Origin of the sequence: Pantoea sp. GL120224-02, from assembly GCF_900215395.1 — a bacterium.
GTDB classification, from domain to species: domain Bacteria; phylum Pseudomonadota; class Gammaproteobacteria; order Enterobacterales; family Enterobacteriaceae; genus Pantoea; species Pantoea communis.
The window spans coordinates 708893-729757 of the sequence record NZ_OBEC01000001.1; the positions used below are offsets into that span (position 1 = coordinate 708893).

General features: G+C 55.6%; 18 protein-coding genes. 8 read left to right on the top strand and 10 right to left on the bottom strand.

The genetic code is table 11. The features are described 5' to 3' along the window. Positions 1 to 2 precede the first annotated feature (2 nt). The gene (locus CRO33_RS03255) at positions 3 to 1937 is read right to left on the bottom strand and encodes an exoribonuclease II (protein WP_097117012.1); all 1935 of its coding nucleotides are present in this window, start codon (positions 1935 to 1937) and stop codon (positions 3 to 5) included. A 126-nt stretch (positions 1938 to 2063) separates the two neighbouring features. Continuing rightward, complete coding sequence (locus CRO33_RS03260; RefSeq protein WP_097117013.1) at positions 2064 to 4373, bottom strand: FdhF/YdeP family oxidoreductase; 2310 nt, start codon at positions 4371 to 4373, stop codon at positions 2064 to 2066. A gap of 248 nt (positions 4374 to 4621) precedes the next feature. On the opposite strand from CRO33_RS03260, the gene CRO33_RS03265 reads away from it, so the two are divergent. Next, on the top strand, positions 4622 to 6211 hold the full coding sequence (locus tag CRO33_RS03265) for a PTS transporter subunit EIIC (protein ID WP_097117014.1): 1590 nt from the start codon (positions 4622 to 4624) through the stop codon (positions 6209 to 6211). A gap of 252 nt (positions 6212 to 6463) precedes the next feature. Then, entirely contained in the window at positions 6464 to 7360 is an 897-nt protein-coding gene (locus CRO33_RS03270; protein WP_097117015.1) for a LysR family transcriptional regulator, read from the top strand. Here CRO33_RS03270 and CRO33_RS03275 read toward each other — a convergent pair. The 8 genes from CRO33_RS03275 to pspF all read right to left on the bottom strand — a co-directional run bounded on the left by CRO33_RS03275 (position 7357) and on the right by pspF (position 16626). Beyond that, positions 7357 to 8478: a CMD domain-containing protein gene (locus CRO33_RS03275; protein ID WP_097117016.1), complete on the bottom strand. Its 1122-nt coding sequence runs from the start codon at positions 8476 to 8478 to the stop codon at positions 7357 to 7359. The two genes, CRO33_RS03270 and CRO33_RS03275, sit on opposite strands and share 4 nt — an antisense overlap. Positions 8479 to 8765: 287 nt before the next feature. Then, a complete protein-coding gene (gene fabI, locus CRO33_RS03280; protein ID WP_007892455.1) occupies positions 8766 to 9554 on the bottom strand; it encodes an enoyl-ACP reductase FabI in 789 nt (262 codons plus the stop codon). A 140-nt stretch (positions 9555 to 9694) separates the two neighbouring features. Beyond that, the gene (gene sapF, locus CRO33_RS03285) at positions 9695 to 10498 is read right to left on the bottom strand and encodes a putrescine export ABC transporter ATP-binding protein SapF (RefSeq protein WP_097117259.1); all 804 of its coding nucleotides are present in this window, start codon (positions 10496 to 10498) and stop codon (positions 9695 to 9697) included. A gap of 2 nt (positions 10499 to 10500) precedes the next feature. Further along, positions 10501 to 11496 (bottom strand): putrescine export ABC transporter ATP-binding protein SapD, encoded by a 996-nt coding sequence (gene sapD / locus CRO33_RS03290; RefSeq protein ID WP_045814412.1) that lies wholly within the window; start codon positions 11494 to 11496, stop codon positions 10501 to 10503. Further along, positions 11496 to 12386, bottom strand: a complete 891-nt coding sequence (gene sapC, locus CRO33_RS03295) for a putrescine export ABC transporter permease SapC (RefSeq protein WP_097117017.1) — start codon at positions 12384 to 12386, stop codon at positions 11496 to 11498. Before sapC ends, sapD begins: the two co-directional genes overlap by 1 nt. Then, positions 12373 to 13338: a putrescine export ABC transporter permease SapB gene (sapB, locus tag CRO33_RS03300; RefSeq protein WP_034821411.1), complete on the bottom strand. Its 966-nt coding sequence runs from the start codon at positions 13336 to 13338 to the stop codon at positions 12373 to 12375. Before sapB ends, sapC begins: the two co-directional genes overlap by 14 nt. A 2-nt stretch (positions 13339 to 13340) precedes the next feature. Continuing rightward, complete coding sequence (gene sapA / locus CRO33_RS03305) at positions 13341 to 14963, bottom strand: ABC transporter substrate-binding protein SapA (RefSeq protein ID WP_097117018.1); 1623 nt, start codon at positions 14961 to 14963, stop codon at positions 13341 to 13343. Between the two features lie 664 nt (positions 14964 to 15627). Further along, positions 15628 to 16626, bottom strand: a complete 999-nt coding sequence (gene pspF / locus CRO33_RS03310) for a phage shock protein operon transcriptional activator (RefSeq protein ID WP_097117261.1) — start codon at positions 16624 to 16626, stop codon at positions 15628 to 15630. Positions 16627 to 16789: 163 nt separating this feature from the next. Between pspF and pspA the strand changes: the two genes are divergently transcribed. The 6 genes from pspA to CRO33_RS03340 are packed head-to-tail and all read left to right on the top strand — an operon-like array spanning position 16790 to position 20840. Further along, positions 16790 to 17455, top strand: coding sequence for a phage shock protein PspA (gene pspA / locus CRO33_RS03315; RefSeq protein WP_034821385.1), 666 nt, complete (start codon positions 16790 to 16792; stop codon positions 17453 to 17455). Between the two features lie 59 nt (positions 17456 to 17514). Then, a complete protein-coding gene (pspB, locus tag CRO33_RS03320) occupies positions 17515 to 17742 on the top strand; it encodes an envelope stress response membrane protein PspB (RefSeq protein ID WP_034821383.1) in 228 nt (75 codons plus the stop codon). Then, positions 17739 to 18086, top strand: a complete 348-nt coding sequence (gene pspC / locus CRO33_RS03325) for an envelope stress response membrane protein PspC (protein ID WP_097117019.1) — start codon at positions 17739 to 17741, stop codon at positions 18084 to 18086. Before pspB ends, pspC begins: the two co-directional genes overlap by 4 nt. A 57-nt stretch (positions 18087 to 18143) precedes the next feature. Further along, complete coding sequence (gene pspD / locus CRO33_RS03330; protein ID WP_097117020.1) at positions 18144 to 18392, top strand: phage shock protein PspD; 249 nt, start codon at positions 18144 to 18146, stop codon at positions 18390 to 18392. Continuing rightward, positions 18373 to 19770: a YcjX family protein gene (locus CRO33_RS03335; RefSeq protein WP_097117021.1), complete on the top strand. Its 1398-nt coding sequence runs from the start codon at positions 18373 to 18375 to the stop codon at positions 19768 to 19770. Before pspD ends, CRO33_RS03335 begins: the two co-directional genes overlap by 20 nt. After that, a complete protein-coding gene (locus CRO33_RS03340; protein ID WP_097117022.1) occupies positions 19767 to 20840 on the top strand; it encodes a YcjF family protein in 1074 nt (357 codons plus the stop codon). The genes CRO33_RS03335 and CRO33_RS03340 overlap by 4 nt, the downstream gene beginning before the upstream one ends. Positions 20841 to 20865: the final 25 nt, after the last annotated feature.

Here is a 20865-nt window from a genome sequence, read left to right on the forward strand (position 1 = left end):
GCTCAGGCAGCCGGGCGCGCCACCACGCTACGGGTTTCCATACGCACTTCGGCGATGGTCACGTCGATAATGTCGGTCACGCGATAAGCGACTTCGCCTTTGATCTGCACGGTGCCGCTCTCTTGTGAGCACACCAGTTCATCACGCACCGCGTGGATGAACGGGGCAGGGATAAAGGCAACGGCGCCGTTCTCCAGCAGACGTACGCGCATACCGCCACGAGACACGTCGATGATCTCGGCGCTGAATTTGCGATCGGTCCCGGCAGAGGGCGCGAGGAAGCGCGCATACAGCCAGTCACCCACATCACGTTCGGCCATGCGGTTCAGGCGACGACGCTCACTCATAATGGCGGTGAACTCGTCTTTTGGACGGGCAATGCTGTCGCCGCGCACAATGGCTTTCAGCAGGCGATGGTTGATCATATCGCCGAATTTACGAATCGGCGATGTCCAGGTCGCATAGGCTTCGAGGCCCAGACCAAAGTGCGGACCCGGTTCGGTGCCGACTTCAGCGAAGCTCTGGAAGCGACGAATGCGGCTGTCGAGGTACTGCGTTGGCTGGGCATCCAGTTCACGACGCAGCTGGCGGAAACCTTCCAGCGTGGTGATCGCCTGAGGATCCACGGTAATACCGTGACCGGCCAGCACGCCAGCAGCTTGCTCTGCGTTTGCCAGATCGAAGCCGGTGTGCAGGTTATAGATACCGAAGCCCAGCTTCTCCTGCAGCACTTTGGCCGCGCAGACGTTAGCCAGAATCATCGATTCTTCAACGATGCGGTTGGCGATGCGACGTGGCTCAGAAATGATATCCAGCACTTCGCCTTTTTCACCCAGCACAAAGCGGTAATCAGGGCGATCTTTGAACACCAGCGCGTGAGTTTGACGCCACTCGCTGCGCGCCTGACACACACGATGCAACAAGCGAATCTGCCCGGCGATCGCCTCATTCTCTGGCTGCCAGCTACCGGCGTTTTCCAGCCAGTCTGACACTTCGTCATAGACCAGTTTGGCTTTGGATTCGATCCAGGCCGCAAAGAAATGCACTTCACCCGTTACGCTGCCGTCTGCCGTGAGCGTCACGCGACAGGCCAGCGCTGGACGACGCACATTTGGGCGCAGCGAACAGATGTCATCAGACAGTTCGCGCGGCAGCATAGGGATGTTGAAGCCAGGTAAATAGTTGGTGAACGCGCGCTTTGAAGCCAGCTTATCCAGCTCGCTGCCTTCCGCTACGTAAGCGGTCGGATCGGCAATCGCGATGGTCAGCTGCAGATTGCCGTCAGCCTGCTCTTCAACATACAGCGCATCATCCATATCTTCGGTGCTGGCGCTATCGATGGTGACGAAGTTCAGCGCGGTAAGGTCTTCGCGCTGCAGGTGCTCATCCAGCATTTCGCCGAAGCCAACGTTCGGGGCTTCGCGCTCCAGATTATGGCGCGACAGGGTGACCCACCACGGCGCAAGATAATCGTCCGCAGTGACAATGAATTCGGTCAGTTCAGCATAGAATCCGCGATCGCCTTTCAGCGGATGGCGGCGCATTTCCGCCACGGCCCAGTCGCCATTCTGAAAATCATGGGTGACGTCGCGGGCAGTGCGGCACTGGATCGCCTCTTTCAGCAGCGGATGGTCAGGCACAATCGACAAACGATCGTCCTTCTTCTGCACGCGGCCCACAAAGCGGGTCAGGAACGGCTCAATCAGGGTTTCCGGCTCGGCGCTCTCGCGATCTTTATCAGTGTGGATCACCGCAGAAATACGGTCACCGTGCATCACTTTTTTCATCTGCGGAGGGGGAATGAAGTAGCTTTTTTGGGCATCGACTTCGAGGAAGCCAAAGCCTTTTTCCGTGCCTTTCACAACACCTTCGGCGCGCGGAGTTTGCGCGTGAAGCTTCTCTTTAAGCTGCGCGAGCAGCGGGTTATCCTGGAACATAATGTATTTAGTTTCGTGGCCTAAGAGCGGTGGACAGTTTTACGCGAATCAGGGGCGCGCGGCAAGGCCAAAACAGGCTAAAAAGCCGCATTACGCGGCTTTTTACCTTCTGATAACGCTGACGACTCAGGCAATACGTTGGGTCGGTTCAGCGGCGGTTAACGCCAGTTTTACCGGCACCGATTTCGAGGTCGGCGTCCCGCTGCCGTCACCATAGCTGGAGAGCGGCACCAGCGGGTTGGTTTCCGGATAATAGGCCGCGAGATTACCGCGCGGAATGTTATACGGCACCAGCTTAAAGCCACTCACACGACGCGTCAGGCCATCATTCCACAGTGTTTCGATATCCACCAATTGGCCTTCACTGAAGCCGAGTGACGCCATGTCATCCGGGTGGATAAACACCACTTCACGCTGACCATACACGCCGCGGTAGCGGTCATCGAGGCCGTAAATGGTGGTGTTGTACTGGTCATGCGAACGCAGAGTTTGCAACGTGAACGGCACCTCCACTTCGCTGCCCAGCTGTGGGAACAGCGAGGTTGGCAAGGCTGCCGCGCTGAACTCCGCCCGTTTGCTTGGTGTATTAAAACGCAACTCCGCTGCTGCGCTACCCAGGTAGAATCCACCCGGAATATCACACTTGTTATTGAAGTCAGCAAAGCCAGGAATGGTGGCGCCAATGTGATCGCGGATCACGTTGTAATCATCGGCCATGCCCAGCCAGTCAATCTTGTCACTGCCCAGCGTGGCGTGTGCAATACCGGCCACAATCGCGGTTTCGGAGCGCTGGGTGTCTGCCAGAGGAATACCCACACCTTCTGAGGCGTGCACCATGCTGAAAGAGTCTTCAACGGTGATGAACTGGTTACCGCTGGCCTGACGATCGCGCTCAGTACGGCCGAGCGTCGGCAGAATCAAACCTTCGTGGCCCGGCACCAGATGGCTGCGATTGAGTTTTGTGCTGATGTGCACGGTCAGACCGCAATGCTGAAGCGCTTCCTCCGTCACCGGGGAATCGGGTGCGGCAGCCGCAAGGTTGCCGCCCAGAGCGATTAACACTTTTACTTCATCACGCAGCATCGCGCCCAGCGCTTCAACGGTGTTATGACCGTGTTCACGCGGCGGTTCGAAGCCGAAATGCGCGCCTAAGGCATCAAGGAACGGCTTATTGGGTTTCTCATCGATCCCCATGGTGCGGTTCCCCTGCACGTTACTGTGGCCGCGCACCGGACACAGGCCAGCGCCTTTTTTACCCAGCTGTCCAAACAGCAGTTGCAGGTTGGTTATCTCACGCACCGTATCAACGGAGTGTTTATGCTGAGTCACGCCCATCGCCCAGGTAATGATGACACGCTCAGCACTTTGGTAGATCGCGGCCGCTTCCCGAATCTGCGCTTCGCTCAGGCCGGATTGACGCACGATATCGTCCCAGCGCGTGTTATCCACGGCAGCCAGATAGCTCTCAATGCCATGGGTGTTGGCGTCGATAAATTCTTGATCGAAGATGCCCGGTTCACCCGCAGCTAAACGCTCGCGTTGCACTTCCAGCAGAGTTTTCACCATGCCGCGAATCGCTGCCATGTCACCGCCAAGATTGGGCTGATAATAGGCAGAACTAATGGTTCCCGCCATGGAGGTGACGACTTCCAGTGGTTTCTGCGGGTCGGCAAAACGTTCTAACCCACGCTCGCGCAGTGTGTTGAACGTCACAATTTTCGCACCGTGATCGGCTGCGTGGCGCAGGCTGTGCAGCATACGTGGATGGTTAGTGCCCGGATTTTGACCGATAACGAAAATTGCATTGGCGTGGTCAAAATCATCGAGACGAATGGTGCCTTTCCCGACGCCGATGCTGCGCTTCAAGCCGGTGCCGCTGGCTTCGTGGCACATGTTGGAACAGTCAGGGAAGTTATTGGTGCCCATCACACGGCCAAACAGTTGATAGAGCCATGAGGCTTCGTTACTGGCGCGCCCGGAAGTGTAAAGTTCCATCTGGTCGGGATGGTCCATCGCCTTGAGGTGACGGGCAATCATCGCCAACGCATCATCCCAGCTGATCGGTTCATAGTGATCGGTGGCGCTGTTATAGCGCATCGGATGCGTCAGGCGTCCCTGATACTCAAGGAAATAGTCGCTCTGTTGATACAGGGTGCTCACGCTGTGCTGAGCGAAAAACTCGGGCTCCACCACGCGGCGAGTCGCTTCCCAGGTCACGGCTTTCGCGCCGTTCTCACAGAAGCTGAAGGTGCTCTTGTTGTCATCACCCCATGCACAACCCGGGCAGTCAAAGCCACGCGCTTTGTTCATGCGCATCAAATTGCGCATGTTTTTCAGCGCAGCTTTACTATCAAGGACGAAACGGGTGGTTGCTTCCAAAGAACCCCAGCCGCCAGCAGCGGCACGATAAGGCTGAATTTTACGTTTAAATTTCATAGTCGTTGCAGGCTTATTGTTTATGAATTGTTATCAGAATATGACTTCTGTTGTGAGGAAGTGTGCGACTGACAGCAAAAGTTGTCTAATTGATTGGTTTAATGGTGCGATAGGCGGCGTTTATCGCGTTCAAGCCCGCAGAAGCGTGATGCAGTTCAAACTTTATCCGCTGGCAGGACCGGGCTGCGACGTGAGAATCCAATAACTGGCTAATAATTGCTCTTTCTATCGATGAAAGGGCGCGCACCATGAAGAATCTTGCCAGCCAAATTCATGCCTTCGGTAAAGCATTAATGATGCCGATCTCCGTTATTGCCGCTGCCGGTATCTTTCTCGGTCTGGCTGCCGCGATGCAGAATCCCGCCGTCACCGGTGATGCCTTTGCCAATCTACAGGTGCCACAGCTGATTATTGGCTTTATCCGCAAAGTGGCGGCGGCTTTATTTGCCAATCTGCCCGTGTTCTTCGCCGTTGCCAGCGCCATCGGTCTGGCGAAAGCGGAGAAGCCTACTGCGGCTTTTGCGGCAGTCATTGGCTATGTCGTGATGAATGTGGGCATCAGTGCTACGCTGGCCGCCAAAGGGCTGACGGCGGCTACTACGACCCCAGAAGCCTTACAGCAAGCAGGCCTGGATCAAACCACGGCGATGATGACCTCGGCAGAGTACATCGAGATGCTGGGCATCTTTACTTACAACATGAGTGTGCTTGGCGGCGTGATTGCCGGGCTGTTCACCGTGGCACTGCATAATCGCTTTTACACGCAACCATTGCCGACGGCGATTAGCTTTTTCGGCGGGCGGCGCTTTGTTCCCATCGTCACCGTTATCGTCTTGCCGCTGATTGGCGTGCTGCTGGCCTTGATCTGGCCCACGATCGGCGAAGGCATTGCCTGGGTCGGCAAGATGATTGGGAAAAGCGGCCAGTACGGCGCGTTTCTGCTGGGAACCGGCGAACGTCTGCTTATCCCGACTGGCTTGCACCATATACTCAATGAAACAGTGCGTTTCACCCCTATCGGTGGCATGGCGACGGTGGACGGGCAAACCATTGTTGGTGCACTGAATATCTTCAACACTTCGCTCACCCATCCAGGCGCTATACCTGATGAGACGGTGCGCAGTGCCACCCAATTCCTGGCCCAGGGTAAAATCCCGGTGATGATGTTCGGCTTGCCTGCTGCTGCACTGGCGATCTACCACACCGCGCGCCCGGAGCATAAACAGCGGGTTAAAGCGCTGGTGATGGCAGGTGCGTTGACCTCCTTCACCACCGGCATCACTGAACCGCTGGAGTTCTGTTTTATCTTCGTATCACCGGTGCTTTATATCCTGCATGCGTTGCTGACCGGTCTGTCATTTATGCTGATGTCGATGCTGCATTTAATGATCGGCAACGTGCAGGGCGGCGCGATCGATCTGGTGGTGTTCGGTATACTCGGTGGCAGTAAAACCCAATGGTGGTGGACGGTAGCGCTGGGGGTGATTTATGCGCCGATCTACTATTACGGCTTCCGTTTTGTCATTACGCGCATGCGAGTGGAAACGCCTGGACGAGAATCGGATGAGGAGCCGCAAACCGTGCAGGTGACAGCCGATGAACGTACTAAGGTGATCATCAGCGGGTTGGGCGGCGAGGCCAATATAGAGGACGTCGATTGCTGTTTCACCCGCCTGCGGGTGCGCGTGAAAGAGATGAATGAAGTGGTCGTTCAAACGTTGCTGACCACTGGCGCCAACGGTGTTAACCGGGTCAGCGATCACGATGTGCAGGTCATTTACGGTCCGCAGGTGGAGAAAATTGCCAACGACGTGAAAAGTGCCTTAGGCGTGGCATAACATATTTAGTTATCACGCTAATAATAAAATTAGCAATCAATGTTAAATCCATACGGCTGAGATGGGAGATGATGACTTCGCCCCTTCAAGAGCTAAGCCATTAAGAGTGCCGGAGATAAGCGCCGGGTGGGGCATTAACTTTCAACCGAAGGCTGCCAAACGGCGGCCTTTGTGCTTTTTGCATTGTGAACCGGATAAAGCCGCGCGGGTTTGCTAACATAGCGCGATCGTGACTTCAGGGCGGATATTAACATCGACATCAAGCAATTGATTTATTTATGCAATCTTGAGCGCGAGCGCCATTTTGGCCGCGCGGCAGAGGCCAGTTTTGTCAGTCAGCCGACCTTATCGATGCGGTTAAAAAACCTTGAGCGTGAACTGGGTTTATCGCTGATCAATCGCAGCAACAACTTTGACGGCTTTACGCCGGAAGGGGAACGGGTGCTGACCTGGGCGCGTGAAATCGTGTCGGTTTACTCGGGACTGAAGCTGGAAGTCGAGTCGCTGAAGCATGGCGTCAACGGCACGCTGCGCCTGGGCGTGATGCCACAGTGCAGTGTCGCCTTGCCGGCGTTATTAAAAGCGGTTGAAACGCGCTATCCGCAGCTGGATTATCGTGTCTCCGCCATGAGTGCGGACCAACTGCTGGAGGCACTGAATAGCCATACGGTGGACGGCGGCATTGGTTTCTTCGAGCTCACCGCTCTGCGAGAATTACACTTTCAGACCGCGCTGTTGAAAGATCCCGGCGTGGAGGCGATTTTTAATCCTGAGCACTTCCCGGATTTACTTCAACACGACACGGTTTCACTTGCGCAACTGGCGCAGCTTCCGCTGTGCCTTGCGGAACCCACGCGCTATTTCCGTCGTTACGTGGATAGCCAACTGCGCGAAACCGGTTTGCTACCGCGAGTGATTGTGGAAAGTGCCTCGATTATGCAGCTATTACAGAGCGCGCAGGTGGGATTAGGCGTGATGGTGTCGCCGCGCGGACATTTACTGCCGGAAATGCTGCAAAATGTGGCGCGGAGGCCGATTGCGATGGCACCCATGGGACGCCAGGCCGCGTTGGTGGTTGCTGAGCCGGGCAGGGCATCGCCGCTGGCTCAACATTTCTTTGACGAAGCGCGGCGCCATCTGCCGGATTAACGCGTTTCACCCAGCGCCATCCATAACCGATCCTGCCAGCTGGCAAACGCCACTGCTTGCAACAGAGCGAAAATGCGCTCGGTTCCCCATCCCGCATTCAGCAATGGCTGCAAGTGTGCTGCGCTAAAACGCTCTGGCATGCGAACCAGCTGAGCGGTAACGCCAATCACCGGCTGCACTTCTCCCGCTTTATCAACATCTGCAAGCAATGCTTCGCGCTGGCAAGCGGCATGACGCGTGAACGGGCGCTGACAACCCAGGATGCGCGCGCAGGTTGCCAGCGCCAACGCGGATTGCTCATCATGATGTTCACCGATGCGCTGTTGCAAAGTCGCCCAGCCATACAGCGCCTGCGCGTCATGCACCAGCAACCAAATCGCGTCCTCTAATCCTTCGATGCCCTGACAGAAGGTTATCGCCGCCAATTGATCGGCACTGGCATAGCGTAACTCAACCGGTTTGAGCGCGTGCTGCCATGCGGTGTCGCGGTCAAAAAGCGCCGGATCGGCATCCGCTGGTGGTGATACGCCAGGTATCCAGCGTACCGGTAAGCCCATCATGGCTTGCAGTGCCGCGACCACTCGCGCCTGATAGCTGACAAATCCAACCAGTTGATTGAGAGTGACGATATCTGGCTCAGTGAGCCCGACGGCATCCAGGGCGCTGATACCAGTGACATTGATCAGAGCCGGTTGCATCGCCAACTGACGCGCGTACTGGGTGATTTGTGTCAGGCGGTTGTTACTCTCGCGAGAGGAATCCGGGCCCGGCAGGGGGTTGAGGCGCGCCGAGTAGTGATTACACAGTCTCTGCACACCGGCAACCTGCGCCACCGTCAACGCGGTACTGAGACGATCGTAGAGCGTTAAGGTATGCGTGAGTGAGTTGCTCAGCGTATCCGGCAGCAAAATCTGGCTCAGATCGCGCGCGGCCAGTAACGCCGGCTGGAAACTAGTAAACAGGGGCTGAAGAGCAGTGGCTTCCTGTTGCAGACCTAATAAAAAGCGATCTTCGAGAAAGGCGGCTTCGGGCACTAATGGCGTGGTGGCGTGGGTGTGCGGGCGAGTCTGGCTTTCATAAAACCAGTGGTCATGGCCGGGAGAACGGCGTTGTTCCATGGTCATTCCTTGCGCAAAAAACGGTCTGGGTACGCGACGGGCAAATCTGAAAAGCGCATCGCCACCAAAAGGCTAGCTTATCGTCGCTGAAGCACTGGCTGTGGCAAAAGAATGAAGGGGAATAATTAAGATCGAATGAATCTATACGCCTGAAAATTCAAGCGGTAGCCAACAGGGAGAGGTGAGTTTGCGGGAAACGTCAGTCGAAAGTGAACAGGGCGAAAATCGGTGAAGACAGCTGAGACTTCGCTAAGAAAAAAGGCGAGCACCCGGCTCGCCTTCAGAACTTATTTCAGTTCCAGCTCGTTCATCGCGGCAATGCTGAAGCCGCCATCAACGTGTACCACTTCACCGGTGATACCACCCGCCAGATCAGAGCACAGGAAGGCCGCAGAGTTACCCACGTCTTCGATGGTGACAGTACGGCGAATTGGAGTAACAGCTTCACAGTGAGCCAGCATCTTACGGAAATCTTTGATGCCTGATGCTGCCAGGGTACGGATTGGACCCGCGGATACGGCGTTAACACGCGTACCTTCAGGACCCATCGCGTTCGCCATGTAACGTACGTTGGCTTCCAGAGACGCTTTAGCCAGACCCATTACGTTGTAGTTCGGGATCGCGCGCTCAGCACCCAGATAAGACAGGGTCAGCAGGGCTGAATTCGGGTTCAGCATTGCACGGCACTCTTTCGCCATCGCCACGAAGCTGTAGGCAGAGATGTCGTGAGCGATTTTGAAGCCTTCACGGGTCACGGCGTTCACGTAGTCACCATCCAGCTGATCGCCAGGTGCGAAACCAATTGAGTGAACAAAACCGTCAAATTTTGGCCAGGTTTTTGCCAGTTCGGTGAACAGCGCAGTGATACTCTCGTCTTCTGCCACATCGCACGGCAGAACAATGTCAGAACCCAAATCTTTAGCGAACTCTTCCACACGACTTTTCAACTTGTCGTTCTGGTAGGTGAAAGCCAGTTCTGCGCCCTGTTTGTGCATCGCCTGTGCAATACCGTAGGCAATGGAGAGTTTACTGGCAACGCCAGTAATCAGAATGCGCTTACCGGAAAGAAAACCCATAGCTGTAATCCTTATGGTCATTGTTGTTGGCGGTCGCAATGATTAAATAGTAGGCGACCGACGTTAATCGACGTGCGGATTCTAGCACGTCTCTCTCAAATGCGGTAAATCGCACCGCGTTTTCGCGATGTGATGAACAATCAACGCACTTTGCGCCAGGCTTCAGCGGTTAAGGCTTCGCCAAAATGGCTGGTGATCAGCCGCTTAGTGAGGTCATGCAGTGGCGAGGCCAGCACATCAGCCGTGCCGCCGCGTTCCACCACTTCACCCTGATGCATCACCAGCACCTGATCGCTGATGTGCTTCATCATGCCGATATGTTGCGTCACATAAATATAGGCGATGCCGTGCTTCTCCTGCAGTTCCAGCATCAGATTGACCAGCTGCGAACGCATGGTCATATCCAGTGAGGCGAGGGCCTCATCGGCAACAATCACTTTCGGCTGCAGGATCAGTGCGCGAGCCAGTGCCAGACGCTGCTTCTGGCCGGGAGCCAGCATATGCGGATAGTAACCGGCGTGATCGCGCAGCAAACCCACCTGGCGCAGTGTGGCAATAATGCGCTTCTCTCGCTCTTCATCATCCAGTTCGGTGTTCAGGCGCAGCGGGAAATCAAGGATCTGACTGACGCGCTGGCGCGGATTAAGCGAGGTTGAAGGATCCTGAAAAATCATGCGAATACGCTGGCTGCGATAACCGTAATCGCCATACTCCAGCGGATGATCGTCGATCAGCATCTCACCTGCCGTCGGGGCCACCATGCCGCTCAACATTTTCGCCAGCGTGGATTTCCCCGAGCCGTTCTCGCCAATGACCGCTAAGGTCTGCTTCTCACGCAAGGTGAAGCTTACCCCTTTCACCGCCTCCACATGCTGTCGGCGAAACAGACCGGTGCGATAGCGATAGGTTTTACTCAGGTTGCGCACTTCCAGCAGCGTTTCCATGCTCATTGCCCCTCCACATTTAACGGGAAGTGACAGGCAAACAGGTGGGATTTAGTGCCGGTGAGGCGCGGCGTCTCAATGCATTTACGCTGCGCATAGGGACAGCGCGGGCCCAGACGACAGCCAATCGGTAAATGCTCCAGTGAGGGAATCGCGCCGGACAGTGTGTTCAGGCGGCTTTTATGCGGCAGCGCACTGCCAAAGTCGGGCATCGCGCGAATCAGCGCCTGGGTGTAAGGATGGTGTGGCGTATCCATTAAATCTTCACTCTGCGCGGTTTCAACGGTCTGTCCGCAGTACATCACGTTAATGCGATCCGCCCACTGGCTCATGGTGCGCAGGTCATGACTGATCAGCAAAATCGTGGTGTTGTTATTTTGGTTTAGGCGGCTCAACAAGCGGAATATTTGTGCCTGCGTGGTCGGTTCCATAGCATTGGTCGGCTCATCGGCGATCAGCAGACGCGGCTGATTGGCCAGTGCGATGGCGATCATCACCTTCTGACATTCACCTTCCGTCAATTCATACGGGAAACTGCGCATGATGTCTTTGTGGTCTTTAATGCCCACGCGGTGCAACAGCTCGATGGCACGCGCTTTGCGCCAGAACCACAAACGCTGATACCAGCGCCCTTTAAACGTCCAGCGTGGGATCGCCTGCATCAACTGGCGGCCGATGCTTTCAGAGGGATCCAGGCAGGATTGCGGTTCCTGGAAAATCATCGACACGTTATGGCCGACAATGCGGCGTCGTTCGCGCGGCGACAAACGCAGCAAATCGATATCATCGAACACCATACGATCGGCGGTGACGCGCCAGTTGTCTTTGGTTACGCCGCAAATCGCTTTCGCAATCAGGCTTTTGCCGGAGCCGGATTCCCCCACCAGCCCACGTACTTCACCTTCACTGAGCGTCAGATTAATGCGATCAACGGCCTTCACCGGACCTTCTGAGGTCATGAACTCAATAGTGAGATTACGAATATCCAGTAACGGCATTATTCAGCTCCCGCTTCTACAGCGCGACGGATGCCATCGCCCAGCAGGTTAACGATCAACACACTGACCATCAGCGCGACGCCGGGCAGCATCACGGTCCAGGGCGCGACATAAATCAGCTCCAGCGCATCGCCCAGCATCGCTCCCCATTCCGGTGAGGGCAGCTGTGCCCCTAAATCGAGGAAACCGAGTGCGGCAATGTCGAGAATGGCCATGGATAGTGAACGCGTAAATTCCCCGACCAGCAGCGGCAGGACATTGGGTAGCACCGCGTTCCACAGAATATTCAGATTGCGCGCGCCATCCAGACGCAGCGCCACCACGTACTCTTTTTCCATCTCGTTATGTACCGCAGTATAGATCTCCCGCACCAGGCGCGGAATGATTGCCAGCAATACCGCCAGCATGGCGTGTTCAAGACGCGGGCCTAAAAAGGCCACTACAATGATTGCCAGCAGCAGCGAAGGGATGGAGAGCAAGGTATCCAGCACGTGGTTCATTACCGCAGAGCGCAAACCGTGGGTAATGCCAGCCAGCACCCCCAGGATCAGGGCGCAGATCGCGGCTAAAACCGTCACCATGATGGCCGAACCAACCGTTGGCGCTACGCCGCTCAGCAGGCGACTCAATACATCGCGGCCCAAATCATCGGTGCCGAGGAAGAAGGAGACATCCCCGTAGCGCGACCAGGAAGGGGGCAACAGTTGATAGCCGAGGAACTGCTGATCAATGCCATAGGGCGACAATAAGCCGCCAAACAGGCACAGGAATAACAGGGCACCAAAGCCGTACAATCCGATCATGCCACTGGTATCACGATAAAAACGCTGCCAAAACAGACGAAACGGGCTGGGCAGCCGCTTCTCTGCATAGATATCATCGTAAGGCATACCATTCCTTGTGTTTCAACGGATTAAGCGCCGCACCCAGAATATCTGACAGCACGCTGACCAGAATCACCAAACCGCCGACCACCATCACACCGGCAGAGATGGCCGCATAATCCTGCTGACGAATGGCGTTGATCAACCAGCGGCCAATGCCCGGCCAGTTGAACACCACTTCCGTAATCATCGCCAGCGTCAGCATGGTAGAGAACTGCAAACCCAGACGCGGGATGACGGGCGGCAGCGCGTTGTGCAGCACATGGCGGCGAATCACGGTGAAGCGAGATAATCCGCGCGTGGCCGCCGCTTTCACATAGTTTTTATCCATGACATCGCTGGTGCTGCTGCGCAGTAAACGAATGACCTCGGTGGTTGGCGCGACCGCCAGGACCACCACCGGCAAAATCATATGAGTCAGGGCACTCATCAACATCTCATGACGCCACGGTGAAGGACTCAGCCAGGCATCAATCAGTGCAAAGCCGGTCACGTTCTGTACCGGGTAGAGCAGATCAAAGCGCCCGGAAACCGGCAACCAGCCCAGTGTCAGGGAGAAGAACAGGGTGAACAGCAGTGCCAGCCAGAACACCGGCATCGAGAAACCGAGCAGTGCCAGTGCGCTGATGGCTTTATCCTGCCATTTTTTGCGCATCACACCCGCGCAAATTCCCAGCGGAATACCCACCAGCAGCGCCAGCATGAAGGCCAGAATGCAAAGCTCCAGCGTGGCGGGGAACACCTCGCGCAGTTGCAGGTCGATCAGCTGGCCGTTGGTGCTGGAAACACCGAAGTCAAATTGCAGCAGGCCTTTAAACCAGAACCACCAGGCATCGAACAGTGAGGCACCTTCCAGCGGCGCATTCGGCGTAAAGTAGCTAAGACTGAAACTCACCAGCGACAATAAAAACAGGGTGATCAGCAGCAACAGCAGGCGACGCAATATATAGATGATCATGCTTATTCCTCGCTGCTCTCATCACGGTAAACCCCGGCAAACGAGGCATTCCCGAACGGACTTAGCACCAGGCCTTTAATATCATGGCGATATGCCTGTAAACGCAACGATGACGCCAGCGGCAATACCGGTAATTCCTGCGCCAGAATTTGCTGTGCCTGATCGTAGCTGTCGATGCGCGCCGAAAGTTGTTGCGACAACAGCGCCCGTTGCAATGATTCATCAAAGGCCGGTGAACACCAGTGCGCAAAGTTGGTCTGCGAGCGGATGGCTGCACAGCTCAACAGCGGCCGAAAGAAGCTGTCCGGGTCGTTACTGTCTGTTGCCCAGCCGGTCAGCGTCAGATCATGATTCATCGCCATCAACTGCGCTTCCTGGAAACGGCCTTCCACCGGCGCGATGGTGACGCGCACGCCAACCTGAGCCAAATCGGCTTGCAGCAGCTCAGCGGTTTTCAGTGGGCTGGGGTTCCAGGATTGTGAGGTGGTGGGCACCACAAGTCGCAAGTGCAGATCTTCTAGCCCAAGCGCTTTCAGCGCTTCACGAGCTTTCGCCGGATTGTATTCGGTGACCCGCGCATCATTATCATACGCCCAGGAAGCACGCGGTAAAATGGAGGCGGCGGTTTCAGCAGTGCCGTAATAGATCGATTCCATCAGGCGTTCGTTATTGATCGCCAGCGCCAGCGCGTGACGCACTTCCGGGCGGTCCAGTGGCGGTTTACGCGTGTTGAAAGCTAAATAGGCGATGTTCATGCCGGGGCGCAGCGTCATACGTAAACGCGGGTCATCGCGCAGGATGGAGAGCTGACTGGCTGCCGGATAGGCCAGTACATCGCATTCGCCGGTGAGCAATTTCGAAAGACGTCCCGTTCCGCCCACGCCAAGATCGATCACCACCTGTTGCAGACGCGGCACACCTTTCCAATACTGCGGATTACGCGCAAGGCGCAGATATTGCCCGGTGCGGTACTCGCTCAACTGGAACGGTCCGGTACCCACCGGTTCGCGATCCAGACGCTCCTGCTGGCCTTTCGCCGTCAGCTTGTCGGCGTATTCCTGTGACAGGATTGGCGCGTAATGCGTAGCGATGTGCCAGAGGAAAGAGGCGTCCGGACTGTTGAGACGGATTTCTACCGTGTCGTTGTCCAGTTTTTTAACACTTTGTACCGAGTCAGAGAACTGCAAACTATCGAAATAGGGATAGCTGCCACCGTTGACGTTATGCCATGGATGCTGGCGGTTAAACATGCGCGCAAAGCTGAACACCACGTCATCGGCATTCATTTTTCGCGTGGGTTTAAACCAGTTAGTGTGCTGGAAAGAGACATCTTTGCGCAGATTAAAACGATAAGTGGCACCGTTGTCACGCACTTCCCAGCTCTGTGCCAGGTCAGGAATCAGGCGATAAGTGTAAGGGTCCACATCCAGCAGGCGGTCATAGAGCTGTGCCGCCAGCGTATCCACAACCAGGCCGCTGCTGACCATTTGTGGATTAAAGGTATTGACCGTGCCATTGACGCAATAAACAAAACCGCTATTACGGATGTTATTGGTTGGTGCGGCCAGCGCAGACGCACTCAATACGCTGAGACCGAGCAGCAGCGAGGAGAATAATTTTGGCATAGAACTCAACGATTCTGAGGCAATAGCGTGAGTGTATCGCAAACGTCACGCACTCCCCAAATTCATGATGGTTCTGCGTTGTTTTTCGCCAATCTGGCGAAGGGGTAATCACAATGTTAGTGTGGAAATGAGAAAAATTCTCAATTAGGGCTTTACAGATGATAATAAGAATGATTATTATTCTTCTGCGCTTCGACGGTGGCTCTACCGAAGAAGAGCACGACATTGCTCACATTGCTTCCAGTATTAAGTTGCCCGCCTAGTGCGGGCTTTTTTTTGTGTGTCATTTTTCCCGTCATCTTTTGCACTGTTGCTGCGTTGGCTGCGCGCACTAACCCCAGTCACATACTGATGTATGCTCCCGGGGATTAGCGCACTTGCCGCCTTGCGTCAGCACAAAAGCTATAGGGAAAACCGACCCACACCTGAGCTGTCGTTGAAAAACCTTTCGACCAGTTAAACGATGATGTGGGGATTTCTCCGCTAGCAGCAAAGCCACGATGTACGCCCTAATAATCACTAGGGTGCACATTTTCATCTTATGTGGCTAAGGCTAATCCATATCACGTGCCGCATACCGTGCTTGTTCATAATTTATCGTAATTGTTGGTACGTCATCCGCAGTAATTCGGCGCCGCAGCGTTTGCAGCACGCGCTTTGGTGTTCAATCTTCGTCCCGCGCCTGAATGCCGTGCTTTTTCATCATGGCGCGTAACTGATGGTAGGTGACCCGCAGTAGCTCGGCGGCGCGGCGTTGGTTGTATTTTGCCTGTTGCAAGCTGGCTTCGACCAGGTCGCGCTCATGCTGATTTTGCCACTGGCGCAGATCAAGTGGCAGGGCGGGTAAGCCGCTGGTGTTGTGTTCAGAGTGGGTTTCAGGCGCGGCGTTGCGCGGGGCGAAAGGGTTGATGATGATGTTATCCAGCTCTTCTTCTGCGCTGTGATGGCGATACACCGAGCGTTCCACCACATTCTTCAATTCGCGCACGTTGCCCGGCCAGCTGTAAGTGAGCAGCGTGAGCTGAGCACGTTCGCTGAAACCGGGGAATAATGGCAGGCCGAGTTCGCGGCACATCTGGATAGCAAAGTGTTCGGCCATCACCAGGATATCGCTGCGGCGTTCGCGCAACGGCGGCAGTTGCACCACATCAAAAGCGAGGCGATCGAGCAGGTCGGCGCGGAATTTTCCTGCAGCAGCCAGTGCGGGTAGATCTTCATTGGTGGCACACACCAGACGCACATTGACCTGCAAGGACTGATTGCCGCCAACACGCTCTAACTGGCCGTATTCGATGACACGTAGCAGCTTTTCCTGCACCAGCATCGGCGCGGTCGCCAGCTCATCGAGGAACAAGGTGCCGGCGTCAGCACGCTCAAAGCGGCCAAGATGACGTTTTTGCGCGCCGGTAAACGCCCCGGCTTCGTGGCCGAACAGTTCGGAATCGAGCAGGTTTTCATTCAGTGCCGCGCAGTTCAGCGACACAAAAGGCCCTTGCCAGCGATCGGAGAGATAGTGCAGGCGGCTGGCAATCAACTCTTTACCGGTTCCGCGTTCGCCAATGACCAGCACCGGTTTTTCCAGCGGCGCGAGACGGGAAACCTGCTCCAGCACCTCCAGAAAGTTATTCGATTCGCCCAACAGGTTATCGTTACCATTTGCCATGATGAATTTCGCCACTGGTTAATCAATTTCACTACATTAATAGATGCTTACGTGAAAGTAAAATATGCAAAACAAGCAAAATCAACAAATTAAAAGTTGGCACGCCATTTGTATTAAGAAACCGTGCACCGCACAACCACATGACAAATAGAGGAACATCATTATGGGTATTTTTTCTCGTTTCGCCGACATCGTGAACGCTAACATCAATTCCCTGCTGGAACGCGCCGAAGATCCGCAGAAACTGGTACGCCTGATGATTCAGGAAATGGAAGACACGCTGGTGGAAGTTCGCTCCACCTCAGCGCGCGCGCTGGCAGAAAAGAAACAGCTGCTGCGCCGTATCGAGCAGGCCGAAATTCAGCAGGCTGAATGGCAGGAAAAAGCTGAGCTGGCCATCAGCAAAGAAAAAGAAGACTTAGCGCGTGCTGCGCTGATTGAAAAACAGAAACTAACCGATCTGATTGCAGCACTCAAACAAGAAGCCATTCAGGTTGAAGAAACACTGGATCGCATGAAAGGCGAGATCGGTGAGCTGGAGAAAAAACTCAGCGAAACCCGTGCACGCCAGCAGGCCTTGACGCTGCGTCATCAGGCGGCATCTTCTTCCCGCGATGTGCGCCGTCAGCTGGACAGCGGTAAGCTGGATGAAGCCATGGCGCGCTTCGAGTCCTTCGAACGTCGTATCGACCACATGGAGGCGGAAGCGGAGAGTCAGCGTTTTGGTAAGCCAAAAGGTCTCGACCAGGAGTTTGCCGAGCTGAAAGCTGACGACGAAATCAGCCAGCAACTGGCCGCGCTGAAAGCCAAAATGAACCGCAGCGAGTAAGGGACGTAGGGCTCGACGCTGAGCCCCTCGACCAGAGTGTTAATGATTAAGGAGAGTCAATGAGCGCACTTTTTCTCGCCATACCCCTGACGATCTTCGTGCTCTTTGTGGCGCCGATCTGGTTATGGCTGCACTACAGCAACAAACGCAACGGTGGCGCGGAACTGTCATCAGGCGATATGCAGCGTCTGCAACAGCTGACGCAAGACGCGCGCCGCATGCGTGAACGTGTGGAAGCACTCGAAGCCATTCTGGATGCGGAGCATCCAAACTGGAGGCAACCATGATGAATGGCCGCAAATTGTGGCGCATCCCGCAGCAAGGCAAAGTGCGCGGCGTCTGTGCCGGTCTGGCGGAATATCTGGATATTCCGGTGCGCCTGTTACGTGTGATTGTGGTGCTGTCGCTGTTTTTCGGGTTGTTCATGTTTACCGTGGTGGCGTACTTCATCCTGGGCTTTGTGCTGGATGAAAAGCCCGCAGATGCTCCAGACCAGCATACGCCAACTGCACGTGATTTACTGGATGAGCTGGAAACATCGTTGAACAGTGATGAGCGTAACGTGCGAGATATCGAACGCTACGTCACCTCCGAGACCTTCAGCGTGCGCAGCCGCTTCCGTCAAATCTGATTTTTTCCGCCGGGCCCACTGCGGGTCCGCTTCACCGCATATTCTTAAGGAGTGGAGATGTACAATTCGCGTATGACTGCTCTGCGCCGCCGCGCAACACCTGCGTTGAAGTCGGCGGGGAAATTCATCATCATCAGTGCAGTAACCTATGGGCCCGGCGGATTAGCTGGCTGGGCAGTGAAATCGGTGGCGCGTCGCCCGTTGCGCCTGCTTCTGGCGGCCGCCCTGGAACCGTTGCTGAGTAAGGTATTCAAACGCCTGTCAGCACGTTTCGTCAGGGAGATGGATGAAAAGACTGCAAAATGAACTGGCGGCGTTGATGAATCGCGGTGTTGACCGCCACTTACGCCTTGCCGTAACGGGTCTGAGCCGCAGCGGCAAAACCGCGTTTATCACCTCGCTGGTGAACCAACTTCTCAATGTACACAGCGGCGCCCGTTTGCCGCTGTTTTCCGTTGTGCGTGAAGAGCGCCTGCTGGGCGTCAAACGTGTGCCGCAGCGTGAGCTGGGCACGCCACGTTTTACCTATGACGAAGGGCTGGCGCAACTCTATGGCACGCCTCCCATCTGGCCAACGCCGACACGCGGCGTCAGTGAAATGCGTCTGGCGCTGCGCTATCGGCCAGAGCAATCGCTGTTGCGCCACTTCAAAGATACCGCCACGCTCTATCTGGAAATTGTCGATTACCCTGGTGAATGGCTGCTCGATCTGCCGATGCTGGCGCAGGATTACCTCAGCTGGTCACGACAGATGATGGGCTTGCTGCAGGGCGATCGCCAGCAATGGGCGGCGCGCTGGCATAGCCTATCTCAGGATCTCGATCCTTTTGCCGCAGCGGATGAAAATCGTCTGGCGGAGATTGCCGCGGCCTGGACGGATTATCTGCATCAGTGCAAAACCGAGGGATTGCACTTTATCCAGCCTGGCCGCTTCGTACTGCCGGGTGATTTGGCAGGTGCCCCGGCACTGCAGTTCTTCCCCTGGCCACAGCTGGATGAGATTCACGCCAGCAAGCTGTTGCAGGCTCCCGCAGGCAGTAACTTTGCCGTGCTGCAGCAACGTTTCAACTATTACTGCCAGCATGTGGTTAAGGGCTTCTACAAAAATTATTTTCTGCGTTTTGACCGTCAGATCGTGCTGGTGGATTGTCTGCAACCGTTAAACAGCGGGCCGCAGGCGTTCAATGATATGCGGCTGGCACTGACGCAGTTGATGCAAAGCTTCCATTACGGGCAGCGCACGTTGTTCCGTCGTCTGTTTTCCCCGGTGATTGACAAACTCTTGTTTGCCGCCACCAAAGCCGACCATATCACGGCCGATCAGCACGCCAATATGGTGTCGCTGTTACAACAGCTGGTTCAGGATGCCTGGCAAAACGCGGCGTTTGAAGGGATCAGCATGGATTGTCTTGGACTGGCGTCGGTGCAGGCCACCGAAAGTGGGCTGGTGGATCATCGTGGCGAAAAGCTGCCCGCGCTGCGCGGTCATCGTCTTCATGACGGCGAAGCGCTGACCTTCTATCCCGGCGAAGTGCCGCCACGTTTGCCCGGGTATCAGTTCTGGCAGCAGCAGGGATTTCAGTTTGAACAGTTCCGGCCGCAGCAGTTGGATGTCGATCGGCCGCTGCCGCACATTCGCATGGATGCCGCGCTGGAATTTTTACTTGGAGATAAATTGCGATGAGCGACGAAACCCCATTAAAACCGCGCATTGATTTTGCACGACCGCTCGAAGATGAGGCGCAGAAACCGCTACGTACGGCGCAAACTTTTAGTAAGGAAAGCGAGAGCGCGTTTCTTGCCACTCAAGAGTCAGAGCCGCTGGCAGAGGGCGAAGGTGAAAAAGTGGTTGAGGCCGCGCTACGCCCCAAACGCAGTCTCTGGCGCAAGCTGGTGGGTCTGGGTCTGGGGATTTTTGGCATCAGCGTGGTCGCGCAGGGCGCTCAGTGGATGCACGATGCCTGGATCACGCGTGATTGGTTCTCACTCGGCACCGGTGTGGCTGGAGGCCTGATTGTGATTGCCGGAGCCGGGGCATTAATTGGCGAATGGCGTCGTCTTTATCGACTGCGCCAGCGAGCCGAAGAGCGGGATATCGGGCGGGAATTACTGCACAGCCACGGTATCGGTAAAGGCCGCGCTTTTTGCGAAAAGCTAGCCCAGCAGGCGCAGCTCGATCAGGCGCATCCGGCTTTGCAGCGCTGGCACGCGGCGCTGCATGAAACTCATAACGATCGTGAAATAGTGATGCTTTACGCGCAACTGGTGCAACCGGTGCTGGATCGTCAGGCGCATCGTGAGATCAGCCGCCACGCTGCAGAATCGACACTGATGATTGCGGTGAGCCCACTGGCGCTGGTGGACATGGCGTTTATTGCCTGGCGCAACCTGCGGCTGGTCAACCGTATTGCGGCTATTTATGGCATTGAGTTGGGTTATTTCAGCCGCATCCGCCTGTTTCGCCTGGTATTGCTGAATATGGCCTTTGCCGGTGCCTCAGAACTAGTGCGTGAAGTGGGGATGGATTGGATGTCGCAGGATATCGCGGCCCGCCTTTCGGCACGCGCTGCACAGGGTATCGGTGCCGGTTTGCTAACCGCGAGATTAGGCATCAAAGCCATGGAATTATGCCGTCCGCTGCCCTGGCTGGAAGATGATAAGCCGCGTCTTGGGGATTTCCGTCGGGAATTACTGGTTCAGCTGAAAGAATCCCTGTCTAAGAGTGGGGATAAACCAGGGCAGGCTGCTAAATAACATCTCTCTGTTCACCTTTCACGCT

Bases quoted from the DNA above. Each gene is read 5' to 3' on its own strand.
- pspD (WP_097117020.1), top strand. From the start codon at position 18,144: ATGTACAATTCGCGTATGACTGCTCTGCGCCGCCGCGCAACACCTGCG.
- fabI (WP_007892455.1), bottom strand. From the start codon at position 9,554: ATGGGTTTTCTTTCCGGTAAGCGCATTCTGATTACTGGCGTTGCCAGT.
- pspC (WP_097117019.1), top strand. From the start codon at position 17,739: ATGATGAATGGCCGCAAATTGTGGCGCATCCCGCAGCAAGGCAAAGTG.
- CRO33_RS03275 (WP_097117016.1), bottom strand. From the start codon at position 8,478: ATGGAACAACGCCGTTCTCCCGGCCATGACCACTGGTTTTATGAAAGC.
- CRO33_RS03335 (WP_097117021.1), top strand. From the start codon at position 18,373: ATGAAAAGACTGCAAAATGAACTGGCGGCGTTGATGAATCGCGGTGTT.
- pspB (WP_034821383.1), top strand. From the start codon at position 17,515: ATGAGCGCACTTTTTCTCGCCATACCCCTGACGATCTTCGTGCTCTTT.
- CRO33_RS03260 (WP_097117013.1), bottom strand. From the start codon at position 4,373: ATGAAATTTAAACGTAAAATTCAGCCTTATCGTGCCGCTGCTGGCGGC.
- sapB (WP_034821411.1), bottom strand. From the start codon at position 13,338: ATGATCATCTATATATTGCGTCGCCTGCTGTTGCTGCTGATCACCCTG.
- pspA (WP_034821385.1), top strand. From the start codon at position 16,790: ATGGGTATTTTTTCTCGTTTCGCCGACATCGTGAACGCTAACATCAAT.
- sapC (WP_097117017.1), bottom strand. From the start codon at position 12,386: ATGCCTTACGATGATATCTATGCAGAGAAGCGGCTGCCCAGCCCGTTT.
- sapA (WP_097117018.1), bottom strand. From the start codon at position 14,963: ATGCCAAAATTATTCTCCTCGCTGCTGCTCGGTCTCAGCGTATTGAGT.
- sapF (WP_097117259.1), bottom strand. From the start codon at position 10,498: ATGGAAACGCTGCTGGAAGTGCGCAACCTGAGTAAAACCTATCGCTAT.
- CRO33_RS03265 (WP_097117014.1), top strand. From the start codon at position 4,622: ATGAAGAATCTTGCCAGCCAAATTCATGCCTTCGGTAAAGCATTAATG.
- CRO33_RS03340 (WP_097117022.1), top strand. From the start codon at position 19,767: ATGAGCGACGAAACCCCATTAAAACCGCGCATTGATTTTGCACGACCG.
- sapD (WP_045814412.1), bottom strand. From the start codon at position 11,496: ATGCCGTTACTGGATATTCGTAATCTCACTATTGAGTTCATGACCTCA.
- pspF (WP_097117261.1), bottom strand. From the start codon at position 16,626: ATGGCAAATGGTAACGATAACCTGTTGGGCGAATCGAATAACTTTCTG.
- CRO33_RS03255 (WP_097117012.1), bottom strand. From the start codon at position 1,937: ATGTTCCAGGATAACCCGCTGCTCGCGCAGCTTAAAGAGAAGCTTCAC.